Origin of the sequence: Clostridium gasigenes (assembly GCF_900104115.1) — a bacterium.
GTDB classification, from domain to species: Bacteria; Bacillota; Clostridia; order Clostridiales; family Clostridiaceae; genus Clostridium; species Clostridium gasigenes.
This window is the reverse complement of sequence record NZ_FNJM01000001.1, coordinates 25,330-45,199: the sequence shown is the minus strand read 5'-3', so window position 1 is coordinate 45,199 and position 19,870 is coordinate 25,330. Positions and strand designations below refer to the sequence as shown.

18 protein-coding genes are annotated in these 19,870 nt (G+C 28.7%); 5 read left to right on the top strand and 13 right to left on the bottom strand.

From position 1 onward, the window contains the following. Positions 1–37: 37 nt before the first annotated feature. The 11 genes from rfbB to rfbG all read right to left on the bottom strand — a co-directional run bounded on the left by rfbB (position 38) and on the right by rfbG (position 11,508). Positions 38–1,072: a dTDP-glucose 4,6-dehydratase gene (gene rfbB, locus BLS77_RS00210; RefSeq protein ID WP_089964685.1), complete on the bottom strand. Its 1,035-nt coding sequence runs from the start codon at positions 1,070–1,072 to the stop codon at positions 38–40. A 49-nt stretch (positions 1,073–1,121) separates the two neighbouring features. Then, positions 1,122–2,000 carry a dTDP-4-dehydrorhamnose reductase gene (rfbD, locus tag BLS77_RS00205; RefSeq protein WP_089964683.1) on the bottom strand — a complete coding sequence of 293 codons (879 nt, stop codon included), beginning with the start codon at positions 1,998–2,000 and terminating at the stop codon, positions 1,122–1,124. Positions 2,001–2,007: 7 nt separating this feature from the next. After that, positions 2,008–2,577, bottom strand: a complete 570-nt coding sequence (rfbC, locus tag BLS77_RS00200; protein WP_089964681.1) for a dTDP-4-dehydrorhamnose 3,5-epimerase — start codon at positions 2,575–2,577, stop codon at positions 2,008–2,010. A gap of 32 nt (positions 2,578–2,609) precedes the next feature. Beyond that, positions 2,610–3,491 carry a glucose-1-phosphate thymidylyltransferase RfbA gene (rfbA, locus tag BLS77_RS00195; RefSeq protein ID WP_089964679.1) on the bottom strand — a complete coding sequence of 294 codons (882 nt, stop codon included), beginning with the start codon at positions 3,489–3,491 and terminating at the stop codon, positions 2,610–2,612. Between the two features lie 111 nt (positions 3,492–3,602). Further along, positions 3,603–4,511: a glycosyltransferase family 2 protein gene (locus tag BLS77_RS00190; protein ID WP_089964676.1), complete on the bottom strand. Its 909-nt coding sequence runs from the start codon at positions 4,509–4,511 to the stop codon at positions 3,603–3,605. A gap of 98 nt (positions 4,512–4,609) precedes the next feature. Further along, complete coding sequence (gene rfbF / locus BLS77_RS00185) at positions 4,610–5,392, bottom strand: glucose-1-phosphate cytidylyltransferase (RefSeq protein ID WP_089964674.1); 783 nt, start codon at positions 5,390–5,392, stop codon at positions 4,610–4,612. Between the two features lie 4 nt (positions 5,393–5,396). Next, positions 5,397–6,764, bottom strand: a complete 1,368-nt coding sequence (rfbH, locus tag BLS77_RS00180; protein ID WP_089964672.1) for a lipopolysaccharide biosynthesis protein RfbH — start codon at positions 6,762–6,764, stop codon at positions 5,397–5,399. A 38-nt stretch (positions 6,765–6,802) separates the two neighbouring features. Continuing rightward, on the bottom strand, positions 6,803–7,606 hold the full coding sequence (locus tag BLS77_RS00175) for a DUF4422 domain-containing protein (protein ID WP_175490717.1): 804 nt from the start codon (positions 7,604–7,606) through the stop codon (positions 6,803–6,805). 65 nt (positions 7,607–7,671) lie between these two features. Next, on the bottom strand, positions 7,672–9,456 hold the full coding sequence (locus tag BLS77_RS00170; RefSeq protein WP_089964668.1) for a thiamine pyrophosphate-binding protein: 1,785 nt from the start codon (positions 9,454–9,456) through the stop codon (positions 7,672–7,674). Between the two features lie 13 nt (positions 9,457–9,469). Continuing rightward, positions 9,470–10,408, bottom strand: coding sequence for an NAD-dependent epimerase/dehydratase family protein (locus BLS77_RS00165; protein WP_089964667.1), 939 nt, complete (start codon positions 10,406–10,408; stop codon positions 9,470–9,472). Positions 10,409–10,410: 2 nt separating this feature from the next. Beyond that, entirely contained in the window at positions 10,411–11,508 is a 1,098-nt protein-coding gene (gene rfbG / locus BLS77_RS00160; protein ID WP_089964665.1) for a CDP-glucose 4,6-dehydratase, read from the bottom strand. A gap of 306 nt (positions 11,509–11,814) precedes the next feature. Between rfbG and BLS77_RS00155 the strand changes: the two genes are divergently transcribed. From BLS77_RS00155 to BLS77_RS00140, 4 genes are all read left to right on the top strand, one after another. Further along, on the top strand, positions 11,815–13,503 hold the full coding sequence (locus BLS77_RS00155) for a glycosyltransferase (RefSeq protein WP_207648668.1): 1,689 nt from the start codon (positions 11,815–11,817) through the stop codon (positions 13,501–13,503). 7 nt (positions 13,504–13,510) lie between these two features. Continuing rightward, positions 13,511–14,578 (top strand): glycosyltransferase family 4 protein, encoded by a 1,068-nt coding sequence (locus BLS77_RS00150; RefSeq protein WP_089964663.1) that lies wholly within the window; start codon positions 13,511–13,513, stop codon positions 14,576–14,578. A 25-nt stretch (positions 14,579–14,603) separates the two neighbouring features. Then, on the top strand, positions 14,604–15,263 hold the full coding sequence (locus BLS77_RS00145; protein WP_089964661.1) for a glycosyltransferase family protein: 660 nt from the start codon (positions 14,604–14,606) through the stop codon (positions 15,261–15,263). 164 nt (positions 15,264–15,427) lie between these two features. Further along, on the top strand, positions 15,428–15,982 hold the full coding sequence (locus BLS77_RS00140; RefSeq protein WP_089964659.1) for a TetR/AcrR family transcriptional regulator: 555 nt from the start codon (positions 15,428–15,430) through the stop codon (positions 15,980–15,982). A gap of 67 nt (positions 15,983–16,049) precedes the next feature. Here the strand turns inward: BLS77_RS00140 and BLS77_RS00135 are convergent, their stop codons facing one another. Together BLS77_RS00135 and BLS77_RS00130 are read right to left on the bottom strand one after the other, a co-directional pair. Beyond that, positions 16,050–17,747: an oleate hydratase gene (locus tag BLS77_RS00135; protein ID WP_089964657.1), complete on the bottom strand. Its 1,698-nt coding sequence runs from the start codon at positions 17,745–17,747 to the stop codon at positions 16,050–16,052. A 129-nt stretch (positions 17,748–17,876) separates the two neighbouring features. Further along, positions 17,877–18,734: a hypothetical protein gene (locus BLS77_RS00130; protein WP_089964655.1), complete on the bottom strand. Its 858-nt coding sequence runs from the start codon at positions 18,732–18,734 to the stop codon at positions 17,877–17,879. Positions 18,735–19,023: 289 nt separating this feature from the next. Here BLS77_RS00130 and nudC point away from each other — a divergent pair, with 289 nt between their 5' ends. Continuing rightward, positions 19,024–19,845, top strand: coding sequence for an NAD(+) diphosphatase (gene nudC / locus BLS77_RS00125; protein ID WP_089964653.1), 822 nt, complete (start codon positions 19,024–19,026; stop codon positions 19,843–19,845). Positions 19,846–19,870 lie beyond the last annotated feature (25 nt).

Sequence of the window (19,870 nt, the reverse complement as noted above, 5' to 3'; positions counted from 1 at the left end):
ATATTAACTATAATTTTACATTTTATTCAAATAAATATCAATTAACATTTACATAGGGATGATTCATTATACTATTCATCCACTCTTTATTATCTAAATACCACTTTATAGTTTTTACTATACCAACTTCAAATGTAGTTTCTGGGTACCATCCAAGTTCTTCTTTAATCTTACTTGGATCTATTCCATATCTTATATCATGACCTTTTCTATCTTCAACGTATTTCTTTAAGTTTTCTGTTATTTGTTTATCTACATTTTTATTTAAATAGCTTATAACCGTATCAACTATTTGAATATTAGTTTTTTCATTATGACCACCAATATTATAAACTTCCCCAAGCCGTCCCTTATTTATAACCATATCTATTGCCTTAACATGATCTCCAACAAATAACCAATCTCTTATATTCATTCCATCCCCATATATAGGTAAATATTTATGTTCTAAACAATTATTTATTAATAGAGGTATTAATTTTTCAGGAAATTGAAATGGACCATAGTTGTTTGAACATCTTGTAATATTAACTGGCATTTTAAATGTATCAGCATATGCCTTAACCATTAAATCTGATCCAGCTTTGCTTGCTGAATATGGGCTATGAGGATTTAGTGGTGTTGTTTCCACAAAGAATCCGGTTTCCCCTAGTGATCCATAAACTTCATCAGTTGAAACATGAAGAAATTTAACACCTTCTTTCCACCCCTCTGTTGTCTCCCAAGAATCTTTTGCACAGTTTAATAAGTTAACTGTTCCCATAACATTTGTTTTTGCAAATATTTCGGGTTCCTTTATACTTCTATCAACATGTGATTCTGCTGCAAAATTAGCTACGTAATCTATTTTATATTTTTCAAATATGCTCTTTACTAATTCTCTATCACAGATATCCCCTTTAATAAATACATATCTTTCATCATTTTCAATTAACTTTAAGTTCTCTAAATTACCTGCATAAGTTAACTTATCTAAATTTACTATTTTTATATTTTCATATTTATTTAACATATACAATACAAAATTTGACCCTATAAATCCTGCTCCACCGGTTACTAAGTAAGTTTTCACTAATCATATCCCCTTTTATACTTAATGTTTTTTCTACTTAATATTTTTTCTACTTAATATTTTTTATAAAACTTGTTAATGCGTCTTTCCAACCTCTCATTTCATCACCAACAGTACATCTTAGCATCATGTTATCAAGAGATGAATATTCTGGTCTTTTTGCCACTGTTTTAAATTCTTCTGAAGAACACGGATTAACAACACAAGTTCTTTCTGATAACTCCATTATAAGTTTTGCAAAATCATACCAACTACATTCACCAGCACCTGTACAATGATACACTCCATATTCTTCTGTTTCTATTAACTTAAGAATATGATATGCCAAATCATTTGCATTAGTTGGGTTTCCTCTTTGATCATCTACTACATCTATTGACTCCTTTGTTTTCCCTAAGCTCATCATTGTATAAACAAAATTTTTCCCAACATATCCATATAACCAAGCTGTTCTAACTATAAAGTACTTTGTAGAAAACTCTCTAACATAATCTTCTCCCATCAACTTAGTTTTTCCATAAACACTGTATGGATTTGTTAAATCAAATTCTGCTCGAGGGTTACTTTCTACTCCACTAAATACATAATCAGTTGAAACTTGCAGTAATTTAGAACCCACCTCTTGGCAAACCATTGCTAAGTTTCTTGGGCCAATTGAATTTATTTTAAAAGCTAAATCTTGGTTACTTTCGCATCCATCTACATTAGTAGCTGCAGCGCAGTTAATTATAACATCAGGTGTTTCTCTGTATATAACTTCCTTAACTTGTTCTAAATTTGTTATATCTAAATCTTCAATATCTAATGCAACAACTTTCGAATTCTTTATTTCTTCACTTATAACTCCAATTTCAGCTTTCCCATTTTTTATTATGCTTTGAATTTCATTTCCTAATTGCCCCTTTGAACCTGTTATTAATATTTTCATAATAACCCTACCCTTTCTTTATAAATTGTACATCTAATTCTTTTAAGGTCTTTTGAACTTTATCTTTTTCTGATAATAATATTTCATCTATTCCATCTAAGGGCCACTGTATATTAACATCTTTATCTTTCCATAAAAGACCACTATCATATTCTGGTGAATAGAAATCTGTACACTTATAATTAAATATAGCCACCTCTGAAACTACTAAAAATCCATGAGCAAACCCTTCTGGAACATAAAATTGCTTCTTATTTTCAGCAGTAAGAAGTACACCTTCCCACTGCCCATAAGTAGGTGATCCTTTTCTTAAATCAACTGCAACATCATATACTTCCCCTTGAGTTGCTCTAACTAGTTTTCCTTGGGTGTTCTTAGTTTGAAAATGCATTCCTCTTAAAACACCTTTTTTAGATTTTGATTCATTATCTTGAACAAACTCCATAGTAAGTCCCGCCTCATAAAAAGCCTTTTTATTATAACTTTCTATAAAGTATCCTCTTTCATCTCCAAAAACTTTAGGTTCTATTATATATAAATCTTTTATTTTAGTTTCTATAAAATTAAAATTACTCAAATTAATACAACTCCTTGTACAATTGGAAAATATTACACCCCTGGGGTGTTCTCTTTAACTATCTCAATTAAATATTGCCCATAGCCAGTCTTCATTAATGGTTTAGCTAAATTCTTTAATTCATCTGTATTTATCCAACCTTGTCTAAAAGCAATTTCTTCTAAACAAGATATATATGTTCCTTGAGTATTTTGAATTGCTTCTACAAAATTTGATGCTTGTAACATTGATTCATGTGTTCCTGTATCCAGCCAAGCCATTCCTCGGCCTAAAACATTTACTCTTAATGTGCCCTCATCCATATACACTTTGTTTAAATCAGTTATCTCTAATTCACCTCTATTAGAAGGCTTTAAAGCTTTTGACTTTTCTACAACTGAATTGTCATAAAAATAAAGCCCTGGTACTGCATATTTTGATTTAGGATATTTTGGTTTTTCTTCTAATGAAATCACCTTTCCATTACCATCAAATTCTACAACTCCAAAGTCTTTTGGATCTTGCACATAATATCCAAATATTATTGCTCCACTTTTTAAACTCGCTGCTTCTTTTAAATGACTAGAGAAGTTTTGTCCATAGAAAATATTATCTCCAAGTATCATAGCTACATTATCATCACCAATAAATTCTTCACCTATTATAAATGCTTCTGCTAGCCCATTTGGAGCTTCTTGAACTGCATATTTAACATTTATTCCAAGCTCTGAGCTATCTTTAAATAACTCCTTAAAACTAATAATATCTCTAACTGTTGATATTATTAATATATCCGTAATACCAGCTAACATTAAAACTGACATTGGATAGTAAATCATAGGTTTATCATATATGGGTACCATTTGTTTTGACATTGCCTTTGTTACTGGGTATAATCTAGTACCTGATCCCCCTGCTAAAATAATTCCTTTCATAATCCGCCCCCCCATCCTTTAATACTCTTATTTAATGGAGCTTCAAAAAAGCTATGACTCATTACCATATTCTCTACACATCCATTAATAATAAAATTTCAACAAAAAACTTTAATAAACTTTCAATGCTACTATACCTTTAAGTTCTGCTAGTTTAGTATCAAAATACGGTTCCTCTGAATAGTATTCTGTAAATATTTCAGCTGCCCCATCCATAGTTATTGGGAATCTACTCTGTATTATCCAATAAATCAATGGAAACGTAATATCCAATGAAGCCCTTTTATGATATTCAAGCTCCTCTTCTGTTAATCCATTATTTTTAAAACTATAGAGTATATCTAAATAATTTTTAATAGCTACTTCTATAATATTATATCCACCTGCCCCTGCTGAGCCTGTGTCTGCCCTGTTAATGTTTGTACTTAAAACACAATAATTTGGATTAGTTCTTAATAGTTCAAGTTGAATGTATATGTGGTTAAGATTTGAGTATAGAAACTTTTCTTTTTCTTGAATTTTCTTATAGGCATCATTATTTATGATCATACCTGTAATCCATCCTCCAGTTCCTGAATCTATTTGATAACTACTCATACCTTTTCCACGTCTTAAAATAAGGTCATTAGGGTTCATTTTTAAATACATTAAATCACAATCTCTATTAGAAGCAATCATCTTAATTATTTCTCGGTAAATTCCTTCATTAAAATAATCATCATCACCATGTAAATTAATATATTCTCCATTAGATAATTCCAATACCTTTTGTATATTTCTTGATACACCTATATTGCTTTCATTCTTAAAATAAATTATATTTTTATATATTTTTTTATACATTTCTACAATTTCTTCAGTATTATCTAACGAGCAATTATTACATACTAAAACTTCAACACTAGGATCATCCCCTATTTGAGTATAAATGTTTTCTAGACACTTATTCAGAAACATAGACCTATTATAAGTCGGAATCGCTATAGTTAATATTGGTCTTTTTTTAATTTCTTCAGTCATTAATCCACTCTCCTTTTATTACAAACTAATTTTATGCACTTGAAAAAAATAATAGACTATCAAATTGGTCTATTATTTTTTTTGAAAGTGCCTTTATATTATTCCCATAACTTCCAAGGAGCATTTTTATTAAACCATAATTCTTCTAAATACTCTTTTTCCTTCAGGGTATCCATAGGTTGCCAAAAGCCTGTATGCTTATATACACCTAGTTCATTCTCTTTAGCTAAAGTTTTTAATGGATACTGTTCTAGTACTGTTGAGTCTTCCTCTAAATAATCAAATATTTTTTTATTAGCTATAAAGAATCCACCACTTATCCAACTATCTTCTGCTGATACCTTTTCTTTAAATTCTTTTACTAAATTATTTTCTACTTTCATTACTCCAAACCTTCCAACAGGTATTATTGCTGTAACTGTTACTATTTTTCCAGAAGATTTATGAGCTTTTATTAATTCATTTATATTAACATTTGCTACCCCGTCTCCATAGGTAAGCATAAATTCTTCATCCTCACCTATATAATCTTTTATTCTTTTTATTCTTCCACCTGTCATTGTATTTAAGCCTGTATCAACTACAGTAACATTCCAAGGATTACTTTTATTATTATTTTCATGAATTTCCATATTAAATTTATTAACATAATTAAAGGTTACATCATTTTCATACATCTGTAATTTATAAAAATAATCTTTTATTAAATTACTTTTATAGCCTGCACATATAATAAAATCATTGAAACCATAGTGAGAATATATTTTCATTATATGCCACAATATTGGCTTTTCTCCAATCTCTATTAATGGCTTTGGTTTCAAGTAAGATTCTTCACTTATCCTAGTTCCAAACCCACCTGCTAAAATTACAACCTTCATAATGCTATCCTCCAATTATATTATTTTTGATTGTATTCTTTATAATATATTCCTCAATGGAGGATGCCATATAAGTTATCATAGAATCAGTCATGCCTGGATAAACACCTACCCAAAATGAATTAGTAGTAATTAAATCTGTATTTTTAAGATTTCCTATAATTCTATATGAATCTTTATTATTTTTAAAGTCTTCAAACATTGGTTGCCTTGTAATATTTCCTGCAAATAGTAATCTAGTTTGGATTCCTTTAGCTTCTAAATATTGAAGTAAATCTGTTCTATTTATTGAAGGATCTTTAATTGTCATTAAAAATCCAAACCAACTAGGCTTAGAATTTTTCTCAGCTTCAGGCAAAATTAAATATTCACTTAAATGCTCTAATTTCCCTTTTAAGGATTCCCAATTTTCTATTCTTCTTTCTATAAATTTAGGTAGCTTTTTAAGTTGGGCACAACCTATAGCCGCTTGCATATCTGTAACCTTTAAGTTATATCCTAAATGTGAATATATATATTTATGATCATAACCAAGAGGCATATCCCCATATTTTATTGCAAACCTTTTATTGCAAGTATTGTCGCAGCCTGATTTACAAAAACAATCCCTTCCCCAATCTCTAAAAGATTCTATAATCCTATTTAAAATAGGATTATCTGTATATACAGCTCCCCCCTCTCCCATAGTTATATGATGAGGAGGATAAAAGCTTGAAGTTCCTATATCTCCAATTGTTCCTGTGAATTTCAATTCTCCATTGATCTCATATTGTGAACCAAGCCCATCACAATTATCTTCTATTAACCATAAATTATTTTTATCACAAAATTCTTTAACCTTTTTCAAGTTAAATGGATTACCTAAAGTATGTGCTATCATAACAGCTTTTGTCTTTTCAGATAAAGCTTCATCTAACAAATTAACATCAATATTATAAGTTGGCACAGTTATATCTACAAATACTGGTACTGCCCCATATTGCAATATTGGAGTTATAGTAGTTGGAAATCCTGCTGCTACTGTTATAACCTCATCACCTTTTTTTATTCTTCTTTCTTTTAACATAGGAGATGTTAAAGCCATAAAGGCGAGAAGATTTGCAGATGATCCTGAATTAGTTAAGGAACAATATTTCACTCCTAATAATTTTGCAAATTCTTTTTCGAATTTTTCACTAAACCTACCCGTAGTAAGCCAAAAATCTAAAGTTGCTTCAGTAAGATTTATCATTTCATCTTCATCAAAATATCTACCCGAATAGTTTATTTTAGCACCCTCTACCCAAGGTTCTTTATTTTTAAAAACTTCATTATAATATTCTTTAACATCCTCTAATACTTTTAACCTTAATATTTTTTCTTTGTCTGACAATTATGCTCCTCCTTTTAAACTTGATAATTATATATTTTTTAATTACCTGCCTCTGGTATATGTGCCGAATCCCCTATCCAAAAATCTATTCCATTCGAATTATTTTCTCGTAAATATACAGGTTGCTTTACTTTTATTTTCACATTTTCAGTTCTTTGTTTATTAACTAAAAATATATTAAATAAGCGTTCACCTAAATATGCAAAATCCTTAACCGTATAATCAATATTTAATCTATTTTTAAGTTCATCAAAAATATCCATTACCCAAGTCATATAACTATCAAACAAATCCCCTCTCATAATAAATAAATTAACATAATATATTTCAGTACTGAAAAGAGCAGTAAAACAATCTCCTATATAACTTGGATATTTTTCTTTAATAATCTCTAAAGCTTCATTCAAATATTCATTTTTATGCCAAAGCTTATATTGATTCCACATATTTCCCATTCCAAGCATCCTAAAACTTAAAGATGTAGGAAGCACTATATCACAATCAGTTAGGAGGTTTTCTAATTCCTCTTCATTCCAGCCATATTTATCAATTACCTCATCAATGTTATCAGTGCCAGTTACATTATCTTTAAATGATATATATCTTCTATATTGAAAAAAGCCTACATACTTTGGTATTTCTCTATTTTTCCATACCCAATAATAGGTTGAAAACTCAGCATATAAAGAATTTTCACTAGCAATATTATCTTCTTCATCCGAACATAATATATTATAATCACTTGGAACAATTTCTCGTTTTGTAAATATTGGTGTAAATAATTCAGATTCTATCATTTTATAAGGTTTATGACTAATAACATATATATCTATTAAATTCATAGTTCTCTCCCCCATTTTTTTGAACTTTCTTACCTAAATATTATATTTATAAGGAAACTAAAAAATTAATTTTTAGTTTTTTCAAAAGGTTCTATTATCATATTTTTATAAAATTCATTTCTATCAACTAATGGCGATTGGTCCTCAATTGGATTTCCCATTTCTAGTTTAGGAATTACATAGGTAATATTACTTAAATCTATTTCAATAAAATGACTTTTATCATCATTGATAAGTTTTTCAATATTATTAATTTGATTAATGGAATTTATTCTATGAGAATCAATTCCATATGCGCTACATACCTTTATAAAATCTGGTGCCGAATATCCATCTATTGTTCCATAGTAATTTGAATTAAAATATAACTCTTGGAAGTGACGTATCATTCCTAAAGAATGATTGTTCATAAGAATAATTTTCACAGGTATTTTATCTCTCACTACAGCTTGTAACTCTTGGATATTCATTTGAAATCCACCATCACCCACTATGGCTACTATTTTTGAATTTTTTCTGCAATACCAAGCTCCAATAGCTGCCGGCAGTGCAAATCCCATTGCCGCCATTCCCCCTCCAGTTAATACTCTTTGTTTGTTTTTTATAACCATAGATTGTGCAGCCCATATTTGATTTTGGCCTACATCCAAACAAAAAATAGTGTTTTTATTGCAAAGTTTATTAATTAAATACATAACCTCATTTGGATCTAATTTCCCCTTTTCTTTTTGAGTTGGATAAGTTGGGTATTGATCTTTATATGAGTCTATTTTATCCATCCATGAGCTAAAATTTAATTTCAATTCCTTTATTTTTATTTTATCAATTAACTTTTTTATAAATGTTTTCAAATCACATTTAATACTAATATCTTCTTTTACTTTTAGATTAAGTTCATTACTATCAATATCAACATGAATTATCTTTGCCTCTCTTGAAAACATTTTAGGACTCGGACTTGTTTGCCTTGATGTTAACCTAGAGCCAAGCACAATTAATAAATCGCAGTTTGCTACTGCTAAATTAGAATATCTTAGCCCGTAAGTTCCCATGTATCCAACAAATTTCTTATTTTCATTATCTACAGAATCTAATCCCATAAGAGTTGTAACTGTTGGAATCCCAGTTATATCTATTAATTCTTTTAATTCATTTATAGATTTTGAAAGTCTTATTCCTCCTCCAGCTAAAATTACAGGTCTTGTTGATAAGTTGAGTAATTCGATTACCTCATTTAAAGTCTCTTCATTTAAACTTTCTTCATCATTCACATTCTCAATTAATTTAATATATTCATCTGAATCATAAAATCCTTTTAATTTATAAATATCTATATCTGCTCTTTGAATATTCATTGGAACATCAATAAGAACTGGCCCGCTCCTTTGGTTTTTTGCTAAGAAAAAAGCCTTTTCTAAATGATATTTTATATCCTCTGCTTTAGTTACCATAACTGAATATTTTGTTATAGAATTTACTATTTTAATAATATCTGTTTCTTGAAAACCCTCTTGCCGTATATTGTCACGTCTTCTGAATTCATAGGTGTTTACTTGACCTGTTATAAATACACAAGGAATTGAATCAAAAAAACAACTTCCTATGCCTGTAATTAAATTAGTAGCTCCAGGCCCACTAGTAGCAATACAAACCCCAATATTTTCACTTGTTCTTGAATAAGCTTCTGCGGAAAAAGCTGCCCCTTGTTCGTTATATAATGAAACAAAACTTATTCCTTCTGCTTTATATATGGAATCCACTAAATGTGTAATGGCTCCACCTTGATATCCAAAAATAGTATCTATATTAAATTCTTTAATAAACTCTACTATATAATCTGATACCTTCATAAACACCTCCATATTATTTATACAAAATCAGATTTTCCTTAAACCATTTAACTGTTTTTATTAAACCTTCATCAATATCAACTTTTGGTTTCCAAGAAACTTCTGCTTGAATCTTACTTATATCACCAACCCAGGATTTTGGTTCATATTGTCTTCCTAAATCATTTCCCCAATACAATTTACTTTTACTTTTAGTTAGATATACTATTTTATTAACAATTTCTTCTACCGCATATTCTCTGCCACTTCCAATATTATATATTTCACCATATTTATTATTAATTTTTGAAGATATTAAATAACTATCAATAACATCATCTATAAATATAAAATCTCTTTTAGAGTTTTTGCTTCCTAAATATATATCTTCATTTTTCAAACAGGACTTTATTACGGTTGGAATTAATCTACTAGTAGAATCGAAATGTCCATAGGGTGAAAATAGTCTATAGGTAATTAAGGGTATATCATTTGATTTTGCGTAGGTATTACATAGAACGGTTGACGCTACCTTAGTTGCACCATACATATTATTAGGATTAAGTAACATATCCTCTTTCATAGCCTCATTTTTCTCACCATATTCTGAGGAACTACTTGTATTTATAAACATTTCTATTCCGCTGTCCTTACAATATTTAAATAAATTCCAAGTTCCAATTAAATTAGTATTAATTATATTATTAATATCCATTTGAAAGTTATATCCTCCATAGGTTGCTAAGTGATATATTATATTGAAGGAATTTTTTTCAAATAACTCTTTTATTTCATTTTCATCATTTAAATCAACATAGTGGACTTTAATAAATTTAATAATATCTTTTAGTCTCCAATTATCTGATTTTTTTCTAACTATTATATGAACTTCTTCATTATTATCTATTAATTTCCTAACTAAACAGGATCCAACAAAGCCTGTTGCACCAGTAACTAAATACTTTTTACTCATATCTACTCACCTATTATCTTCATATAATATTGAATTTGCTCACTACACAAAGTGAATACATCTTCACTTTTATATCTCTTATACCAATCAATAGTTAGATTCAACGTTTTATCTATATCAAGTTTACCTTGCCAGTTTAACTTTAATCTTGACTTAGTAGTATCTAAAAATAATAAATTTGCTTCATGAAGATCATTATTCTTTTCTATTTCTATCATATCTTTCATCCCATATAGATAAACTAATTTTTCAGTTAAGGATTTTACATCTATAACTGAATTTATATTTGGTCCAAAGTTCCAACCTTCGCAATAATCAAGTGGGTTTTCATACATCTTTTTAGCTAATACCATATATCCAAAAAGTGGTTCAAGTACATGTTGCCAAGGACGTGTGCTTTTTGGATTTCTTATTTTTATCTTTTTATTTTCCTCTAAAGCTCTTATTGAGTCTGGAACAATTCTATCTTTTGCAAAATCTCCACCACCAATAACATTCCCAGCTCTTGCAGATGCAATAGATTTTTTATGATTTGTATATTGACTAGGATTAAAAAATGAATTTCTCCAAGAGCTTATTAATATTTCGCAGCAAGCTTTAGAAGAACTATAAGGATCATATCCACCTAATGCATCATTTTCCCTATATCCCCACATAATTTCTTTATTTTCGTAACACTTATCAGTAGTAATTAATACAGCAGTTATTGGATTTTCACTACTTCTTATACACTCTAAAACATTCATAGTTCCATTTACATTTACTTCATAGGTATAGGAAGGATTTTTATAAGATTCTCTAACTAAAGCTTGCGCTGCTAAATGAAATACTATTTCAGGATTATATTTGTTAAATACATCCTTAAGCTTAGTTAAATCTCTTATATCCCCTCTAGTATCAATTACCTTGTCGGATAATTTAGCTTTTTCAAAAATACTAAGTGGATTTGATTCTTCTAAGGAAAACCCTATAACTTTAGCTCCCAGTAAAGTAAGCCAAATACTAAGCCAGGATCCTTTGAATCCTGTATGTCCTGTTATTAATACTGTTTTTCCATACCAAAATTTTTTATCTTTAATTATATTAGATGTAACTGACATTTCGTTAATTTCATTTCCCTCCTTAAGGATATAAAAGAAAATAACAAATCAAAAAAGACAAGAATCTGACTAATTATTTTTTAAAGATCCCTTATATATTTTTTACTAATAAGTACGTATATATAGAATAATATTTACTATATCTATAGTATGTATATAGCCTTATTTGGTGCATTAAGAAAAGTGAAAATAAATAACAAATCAAAAATGCCCTAAATATTTTGTGCAAGCGTGCTGTACAAAATATATGAGTTGTAACAAAAGAAATAGCTATGAATATTATAAGTTATTAATGGAGGTTTAATTATGAAAGGATATATAGCACCTACTATGGAAAGTCAAGAGTTTATAAAGGATTATGATTATGAGGCAAATAATGAAAGTATGAAGTTTACTAGTATTATAATACTTACCTATAATCAATTAAATTTTACTAAATTGTGCATTGAAAGCATTAGAAAATTTACTCCTTTGGAGAATTATGAAATTATTGTAGTTGATAATAATTCAACAGACGATACAGTAGAATGGTTAGAGAATCAAGAAAATCTGAAGGTTATATATAATAAAGAAAATAAAGGTTTTCCAGCAGGATGTAATCAAGGAATGGTCATATCAAAGGGAGATAACCTATTACTTCTAAATAATGATACTATAGTTACGCCTAACTGGCTAAATAATTTACAAATGGCATTGTATAGTAGTAATGATATAGGAGCAGTTGGATGTATTTCTAACAATTGTTCAAATTTCCAAGAAATACAGGTAAATTATACCAACATATCGGAAATGTTGGAATTTTCAACTAAAATAAATGTATCAACCCCAAGCGCTTGGGATTATAGACTTAAATTAATAGGCTACTGTTATATGATAAAAAGAGAAGTTTTAGACAAGATAGGTTTATTAGATGAAAGGTTTACTCCAGGAAATTATGAAGATGATGATCTTTCTTTAAGAATACTTAGTGAAGGCTATAAATTATTTTTGTGTAAAGATACTTTTATTCATCACTTTGGAAGTGTTTCTTTTGCAAATGAGGGCTCAATATTTTCACAGGTTCTCTTTAACAACAAAATTAAAATTCAAGAAAAGTGGGGATTTGATACTAACTACCATGAACGTGTAAAGTCTGGAATAATAGGTCTTATTGATTCAGATCTAATGGAAAGTTTTAATGTCTTAGATGTTGGATGTGGAATAGGTGGGACATTATTAGAAATAAATAATAAATATAGAAATGCTAATCTTTATGGTATAGAGACATCAGAAGCCGTAGCTAAAGTTGCTAAAGGAGTATGTAGTGTACTAGTTGGAGATATTGAAAAATTAGAACTTCCTTACAAAACTAAATTCTTTGATTATATCTTATTGGCTGATATGCTTGAATATGTTATAGATCCATGGGAATTAATAAAGAAAATGAAAAAATATTTAAAGAAAGATGGATATATATTAGCTAATCTTCCTAATATTATGCATGTAAGTGTACTTAAAAATATTATAAATGGAAGATTTAAGTATGAAGATATAGGTATTTTAAATAAAACCCATATAAGATTCTTCACTTTAGCTGAAATAGAAGAATTATTTAACTTTGCTAGCTATGAAGTAACAAGTATAACTGCAAATCCCCTTGAACTGTCCCCTAGCGATTCCACTCTTATACACGCTCTATGTGCACTTGGAAATGAAAATTTAAGACATCAATATAGTATATATCAATATATTGTAAAAGCTAAAAACAAACTAGATCTTACTAGATATGAAAATGATGATATGGTTAATTTGAAATTTAAGTTGATGAGATTAGACAACAATATAGACCTTAATAAAAGCTTAGAATATATTTTTGATATGTACAATAAATATAAAGAAGATTTCGTAGATGATATAGATTATTTAGTAGCTAATCATATAATAAATAAAAAACAAGTAAAAGATATGGTAGTAGCTGAATTATTAAAAAGAAATATAAATATTTTGCTGGAGTGATTTTATTATGAAAAATTTTACACTATATATGCCAAATATGGGAAATGTGCTTTTAACTAAAGATGTTGGAGTTATACCCTTTATAATGCAAAAATATCACGGATATAAAAGTGAGATATTATGCTATTCAATAAATGATGAGCTATATGATAATAAAATATATCTTGATAATTTAGAAGTTAATTTAATAAAAAACGAAGAAGATGTACTTCAAAAATTAAAAAATACTCAGGTTCTTATGATGATTGGTTTATATGATTACAATATTCAAATGATAAACGCCTATAAATCTGTAAATCCTTTAGGAAAAATCTATTTAAAATTAGATGCTAATGTATATTGGATGAGTAATTTAAATAAATCTATGAATGAAGGGTTACTCAGCGCATTAAGAAGGTGTGATTTAATAACTGTAGAAAGCAGAAGATTAGAACATTTATTAAATTCAATATGGAATCTAAATATACAGTTCATCCCTAATGGATATTATAACTTTATAAATGATGAAATTATAAATTACGAAGATAAAACCAATACTATAATGTTTGCAGGTAGAATAGGAAGTCCTGATAAAAATAACCAACTTTTATTAGAAGCCTTTAAGAATATTGAAGATAAAATTAAGGGCTGGAATATAGAATTAGTTGGAGGGATAGAGGATAACTTCTTAATTTATCTAAAAAATTATTTTACTGAAAATCCCCATTTAAGAGAAAGAATTAAATTAACAGGAAAGCTAGAGAAAAATCAACTTAAAGAGAGATTTAAAGAGGCTAAGATATTTTGTTTAACATCAGCTTCTGAAGCTTGTGCTAATGTATTTTCAGAGTCAGTTTCTAATGGATGTTATTTAATTTCAACTGATGTTGATGGGGCTATAGATATTATTGATTACGGTAAATACGGTAGAATATTCCCTGTAAACAACAGAACTAAATTAGAAGAAGCTTTACTAGATAGCTGCTTTAATGAGGATCTATTAAAGAGCAACTGTATAAATTCTCAAATTTATTCACAGGAAAATTTAAGTTGGATTAAAATTTGTGAGAATCTAAACAGACTATTTAAAATTTAAATGCTAAGGGAGCTGAAAGAATTTAATGGATGATAAGAAGATAGCCTTTATTATAGTTGTAAATAATGAATTAGCTTTTGAGGAATGTAAGTTTTATATTAGTAATTTAATAGTTCCAAATGGTTTTAATGTAGAGGTTATTCCAATGCGAAATGCAAATGGAATTGCTTTTGCTTATAATCAATGTATGGAATCTTCAACTGCTAAATATAAGGTGTATTTACATCAAGATGTATATATACGGAATATGAATTTTATAAATGATCTTTTAAATATTTTTAATTTAGATAAAGATATAGGTCTTATAGGTATGTGTGGTGCAAAAACACTTCCAGCTAGTGGAGTATGGTGGGAAAGTTCTATTACAGTTGGACGAGTCTACGAGAGTCATACAGGGCATTTGTCTTTATTAGAATTTAATAAGATAAATTCTAATTATGAGGAAATAGAAGCAGTAGATGGATTATTAATTGCTACTCAATATGACTTAAAATGGAGATATGATATCTTCAAAGGATGGCATTTTTATGATTTATCCCAATGTTTAGAATTTATAAATAAGGGGTATAAAGTTGTAGTTCCAAGGCAAGAAACTCCTTGGTGTGTACATGATTGTGGTTTAGTTAACACTTCAAATGGCTTTGATTTTTATAGAGATTTATTTCTTAAAACCTATAAGAGTTAACTGTATCTTCGATTAAAATTACTAAATACTAGGCAGCATTTGATACCAATTTTTATATAAAACATCCTTTAAAATAATTAATCAAAATGTTATAATAGTTATATATTACCTATTGTATTATTGAATAATAATTTATAGTGATATCAAAAAAGGGGATGCAAGGAATGTCACAAATGACAAAAAAAGCTTTAGCCCAATCTTTAAAAAAGCTAATGCTTACAATTCCATTATCTAAAATTACTGTAAATGATATTGTTAATGACTGTGAAGTTAATCGCCGTACATTTTATTATCACTTTCAAGATATTTATAATCTTTTGGAGTGGATTTTTAAAAATGAAATAGCTTCTGTTATGGAAGAAAAAAAAACTTGTGATTCATGGCAACAAGGATTTTTAAATATCTTTTATTATTTAGCAGAAAATAAAAAGCTTGTTTTAAACACCTATAATTCTATTGGAAGAGAGCAGCTAGAAACACATTTATATAGGGTTGTTTACTATCTTGTTTTTGATGTTGTCCAAGAGATATCTGTAGAAATGAATGTACCCGAAAAAGAAAAAGAATTTATTGTTAATTTCTATAAGGTTGCATTAGTTGGTTTATTACTTGAATGGATAAGATCTAATATGGTTGAAGATCCTGTTGAAATTATTGATAATCTTAATAAAATAATAAGTGGTAATACTCATAGAGCATTATTAAAATATAAATCATAAAAAAGTTATTTCTATATAAAAGTGTGAGGAAGCCTTATTTGACTTCCTCGCACTTTTTTCTAGTGCCTTATATTAATCCTTCAAGAGTTGTATTTTTTAATAGCTTTTTAACTATGCCTTCTGCTGGTAGTGGCTTTCCACTATATAATGTCTTTGTAGCAGCAGCAATTACTCTAATATCATATTTAGATGGATAAACTTCAGGAACTTGTTTTTCAAGCTTAAGTAATGTGTATACTCCCATAATAGCTGAACGAATAGAGTATTCAACAGTAAACACACAATCTCCTGGAATTTCTGTAAATTGACCTAAAAATGCTAGATTAGTGCATCCTTTTGGTACAACTGATGGTCTGTCCCCTTTAACTCTAGGCATAAATTGACTAGTTACATATGGTAACATACAAGGAATTACATTTACTGTTTTTATAATTTCAGCAATATCATCCTTTGCACCTAAATGATAAAGAAGTTCTGTTACCAGTTCTTCACCAGTACAATCACACATTCTCTTCTTTACAAAATCACCAATTTTATTTGGGAATAATCCATAAGCCCATAATACTAATACATTTTTAGGTTGATTAACAAAGTGAGGTTGTCTATTACAAGTTATACTTAATAACCAACTTGAATCCTTAATTGTAATAATACCACCAGTAACAACTTTTCCAGAGTATGGATCTCTACCAGTTAATTTTTTAAGTATATCTGCTACTTTAGAATCAGTACAGGTAATAGTGAATGATTCCCATTTACTTTTTTCTATATCACTACAGAATACTTCTGGTCTGCCAAAGATAGCATCTTTCTTAGCGATGTTTTTCCATAGATTCCAGCATCCACCTACTCCTGTATTTAATACTGGAGCCTTGTCCATAGTACCAAGAGTAGAATTTTCTGTCATAGAACCATTAGTAACAAATACTAAATCATCAACTGTCGTATTAATTATTTCTTCCTTTCCATTACGTATTAAGTGAATAGCCGTAACAGTTTTGCTTTTTTCATTTATATCAATATCTAAATCAGTTACTCTTGAATCATTTTTGAATACTACCTTCTCCTCCTTTAACCAGTTTATTAAAGGAAGTATCATAGAATCGTATTGATTATACTTTGTAAACATAATTCCCTTAAGACGACTCATTCCTGGAAGCAAATGCATAAAGCGTTCCATATAACGTTTCATTTCTACAAGGCTGTGCCAATTTTCAAAGGCAAACATTGAACGCCAATAACACCACATATCTGTTTCTAAGAAAGATTTATCAAAAAATTGTTCAACAGTTGTAGCTCCTAAATCCTCTTCAGTAACAAGGAAAAGCTTAGTTAATTGTTTTATATGACTTTCATCTAAACCCAGTGAAGAGAAATCTAACTTTTCACCACAGTTTTCTATTACTCTACAAGTAGATTCATTTGGATCTGCTATATTTAATTCTCTAAATTCATCCAAAACAGTCCTACTTGGATCTTCTATAGATGGTATTTGACTATATAAATCCCAACAACATTCATAGTTTTCTTCCATTTCTCTTCCACCACGAATTATATAACCGTCCTTTGGATTGCCATACCCATCCATAGCTCCACCAATCATATTTGATTCTTCTAAAATAGTAATATTTTTACCATCCATATGTCCATCACGAATCAAATATGCAGCTGCCGCAAGTGACCCTATCCCAGCACCAACTAAATATGCTTTCTTTTTTTCAATTCCTGTAGGCGCTAATGTGCTTATGTGTTGATAATTTCTCATAATATTTCACCTTCCAAAATACAATTTAGAATTTCTTCTAAAATTAGAATAACTCTAACTTTTATATAAGAAAATCATCAATAATAATCAAATGTGCAACTTTGTAATAAAATGTTAAATTTGTGTAAATTAATCTTTATATGTATTTCCCCTAGTATAGTACCCTGTGTACCCCTTAATCTTTATATATTTATTTTCCCCAACCTTCATAATATCTGCAAAGCCTGACTTATTAATTATCCAATTATCTGGTCCATCTTCTCCATTACCAGCTACCCATTGTGATGATTCCTTTACTGATTTAATATCGTAACCAATACTTACCGTAAAGAAGTCCTCAAACTCATTTGTCATATTAATGCTAGTGATTTTATAATCAAGAACGGTTTGTATAGGTTCTCTATCTAACTTATTTCTTTCTACATTCCACCAATCAGTGCTATTTGCTTTAATATACCCTGTATAAACCTCTGTTGCGATTATTTTTTTATCAGTACTTTTGGTTTCAACAACAGGATTAGCTTTAAGTTCCTTTGTTAATTCATCATTATCCCAGCCATCAATAGAATAAACACTACCTACAGTATCTAATTTAGGTATAGAATATCCACCCATTATATTTCCATCAGAAAGCATAATAAATACTTCAGTTTCACTTAACTTATTTCCCGGTAAATTGCTTAACCTATGATTTTTCACTAAAATTTTATAAACTTCAATATCCTCATTCATAAAATCATTAGCACTAGCTCTTTGCAAATCCCATATTTGACTATAAGGCAAGTCCTTTAATTTCCCATCTGTTAAAGTATATTTTTCGACAAATTCACTTTCATCAAAATAGCCATAATTCATAAATTCAATAAAATTTCCTATTTCTTTAGTTACTTCTGTAGATACCTTTTTTTCCACCAATTCCTTAGCCCTACTACAACTAACTGACCCAATTATTAAAATACACATAACTAAACTTAATAACTTTTTCATAGATTTCTCCCATCAATTCATAAAATATTGATATTTCATCTTGCATAAGGCATATCAAATAAATAACAAGATAATATTCTTGCTATTTGTTTTACTATGCCTACAGTCTAAAATTTATTTTTTTATAAATTCACTACAATACAACATAGTAATATTTTAACTTATACGATTAACTTTGTAAACTTTTCCAATTAACAACACGCTTACCAATCTACTTATATTTCCACCTAAAAATATTAAATTATGTTATGATATTTCATATATATAATAGTAGCGAGGTGATTTACACATGCATACCCCAGAATCATATATTAATCTTTGTTTAGATATAAAAGAAGATGATAACCTATCTTTATGGTTTATTTATAAAGGTAATAAACTATTAATTAAAAAAGATAACTTAAATATTCAAGTACCTACATTGCAAGATTGCACTTTATTGAAAGAAAACCTTGAAAATATTTTTTTCGTGGGAATTTCAAGTAACATATCATATTATTGTGCTGAAATTTCAGATTCATATATTTTGCCTAATACCTTAGAATGGGGAAGTTTAAAGGATGAAAGATGGATCGATAACAGGGGTGTCTATTTTAAAGGTATAAAATCATATCAACTATTAAGTTGGAATAACTCAAGTAAGTATTGTGGGAAATGTGGGACTCTAACAGATGTAAACTATGATGAACAATCAAAAAAATGTCCAAATTGTGGTTTTACTCAATATCCTAGGATTTCTCCAGCTATAATAGTTGGAATAAAAAATGAAGATAAAATACTACTAGCACATAATTCAAATTTTACTGAAGGTCTTTATAGTGTTATTGCAGGATTTGTAGAGCAAGGTGAGACATTAGAAGAAACTGTTAAAAGAGAGGTATTTGAAGAAGTAGGTATAAAGATTAAAAATGTCACCTATTTTGGAAGTAGTCCCTGGTCAACTGAAGATTCACTTATGATTGGATTTATAGCTGATTATGAAAGTGGCGAAATTAAAGTAGATAATAAGGAAATTCTAATGGCAAATTGGTATAGTAATGATTCAGTGTTACCTATTTTACCATCTAAGCTTACAATCGCTAGATCCATTATAGATTACCTCCTTAAGTAACATTTTATTAATTTATTCTTTTTCC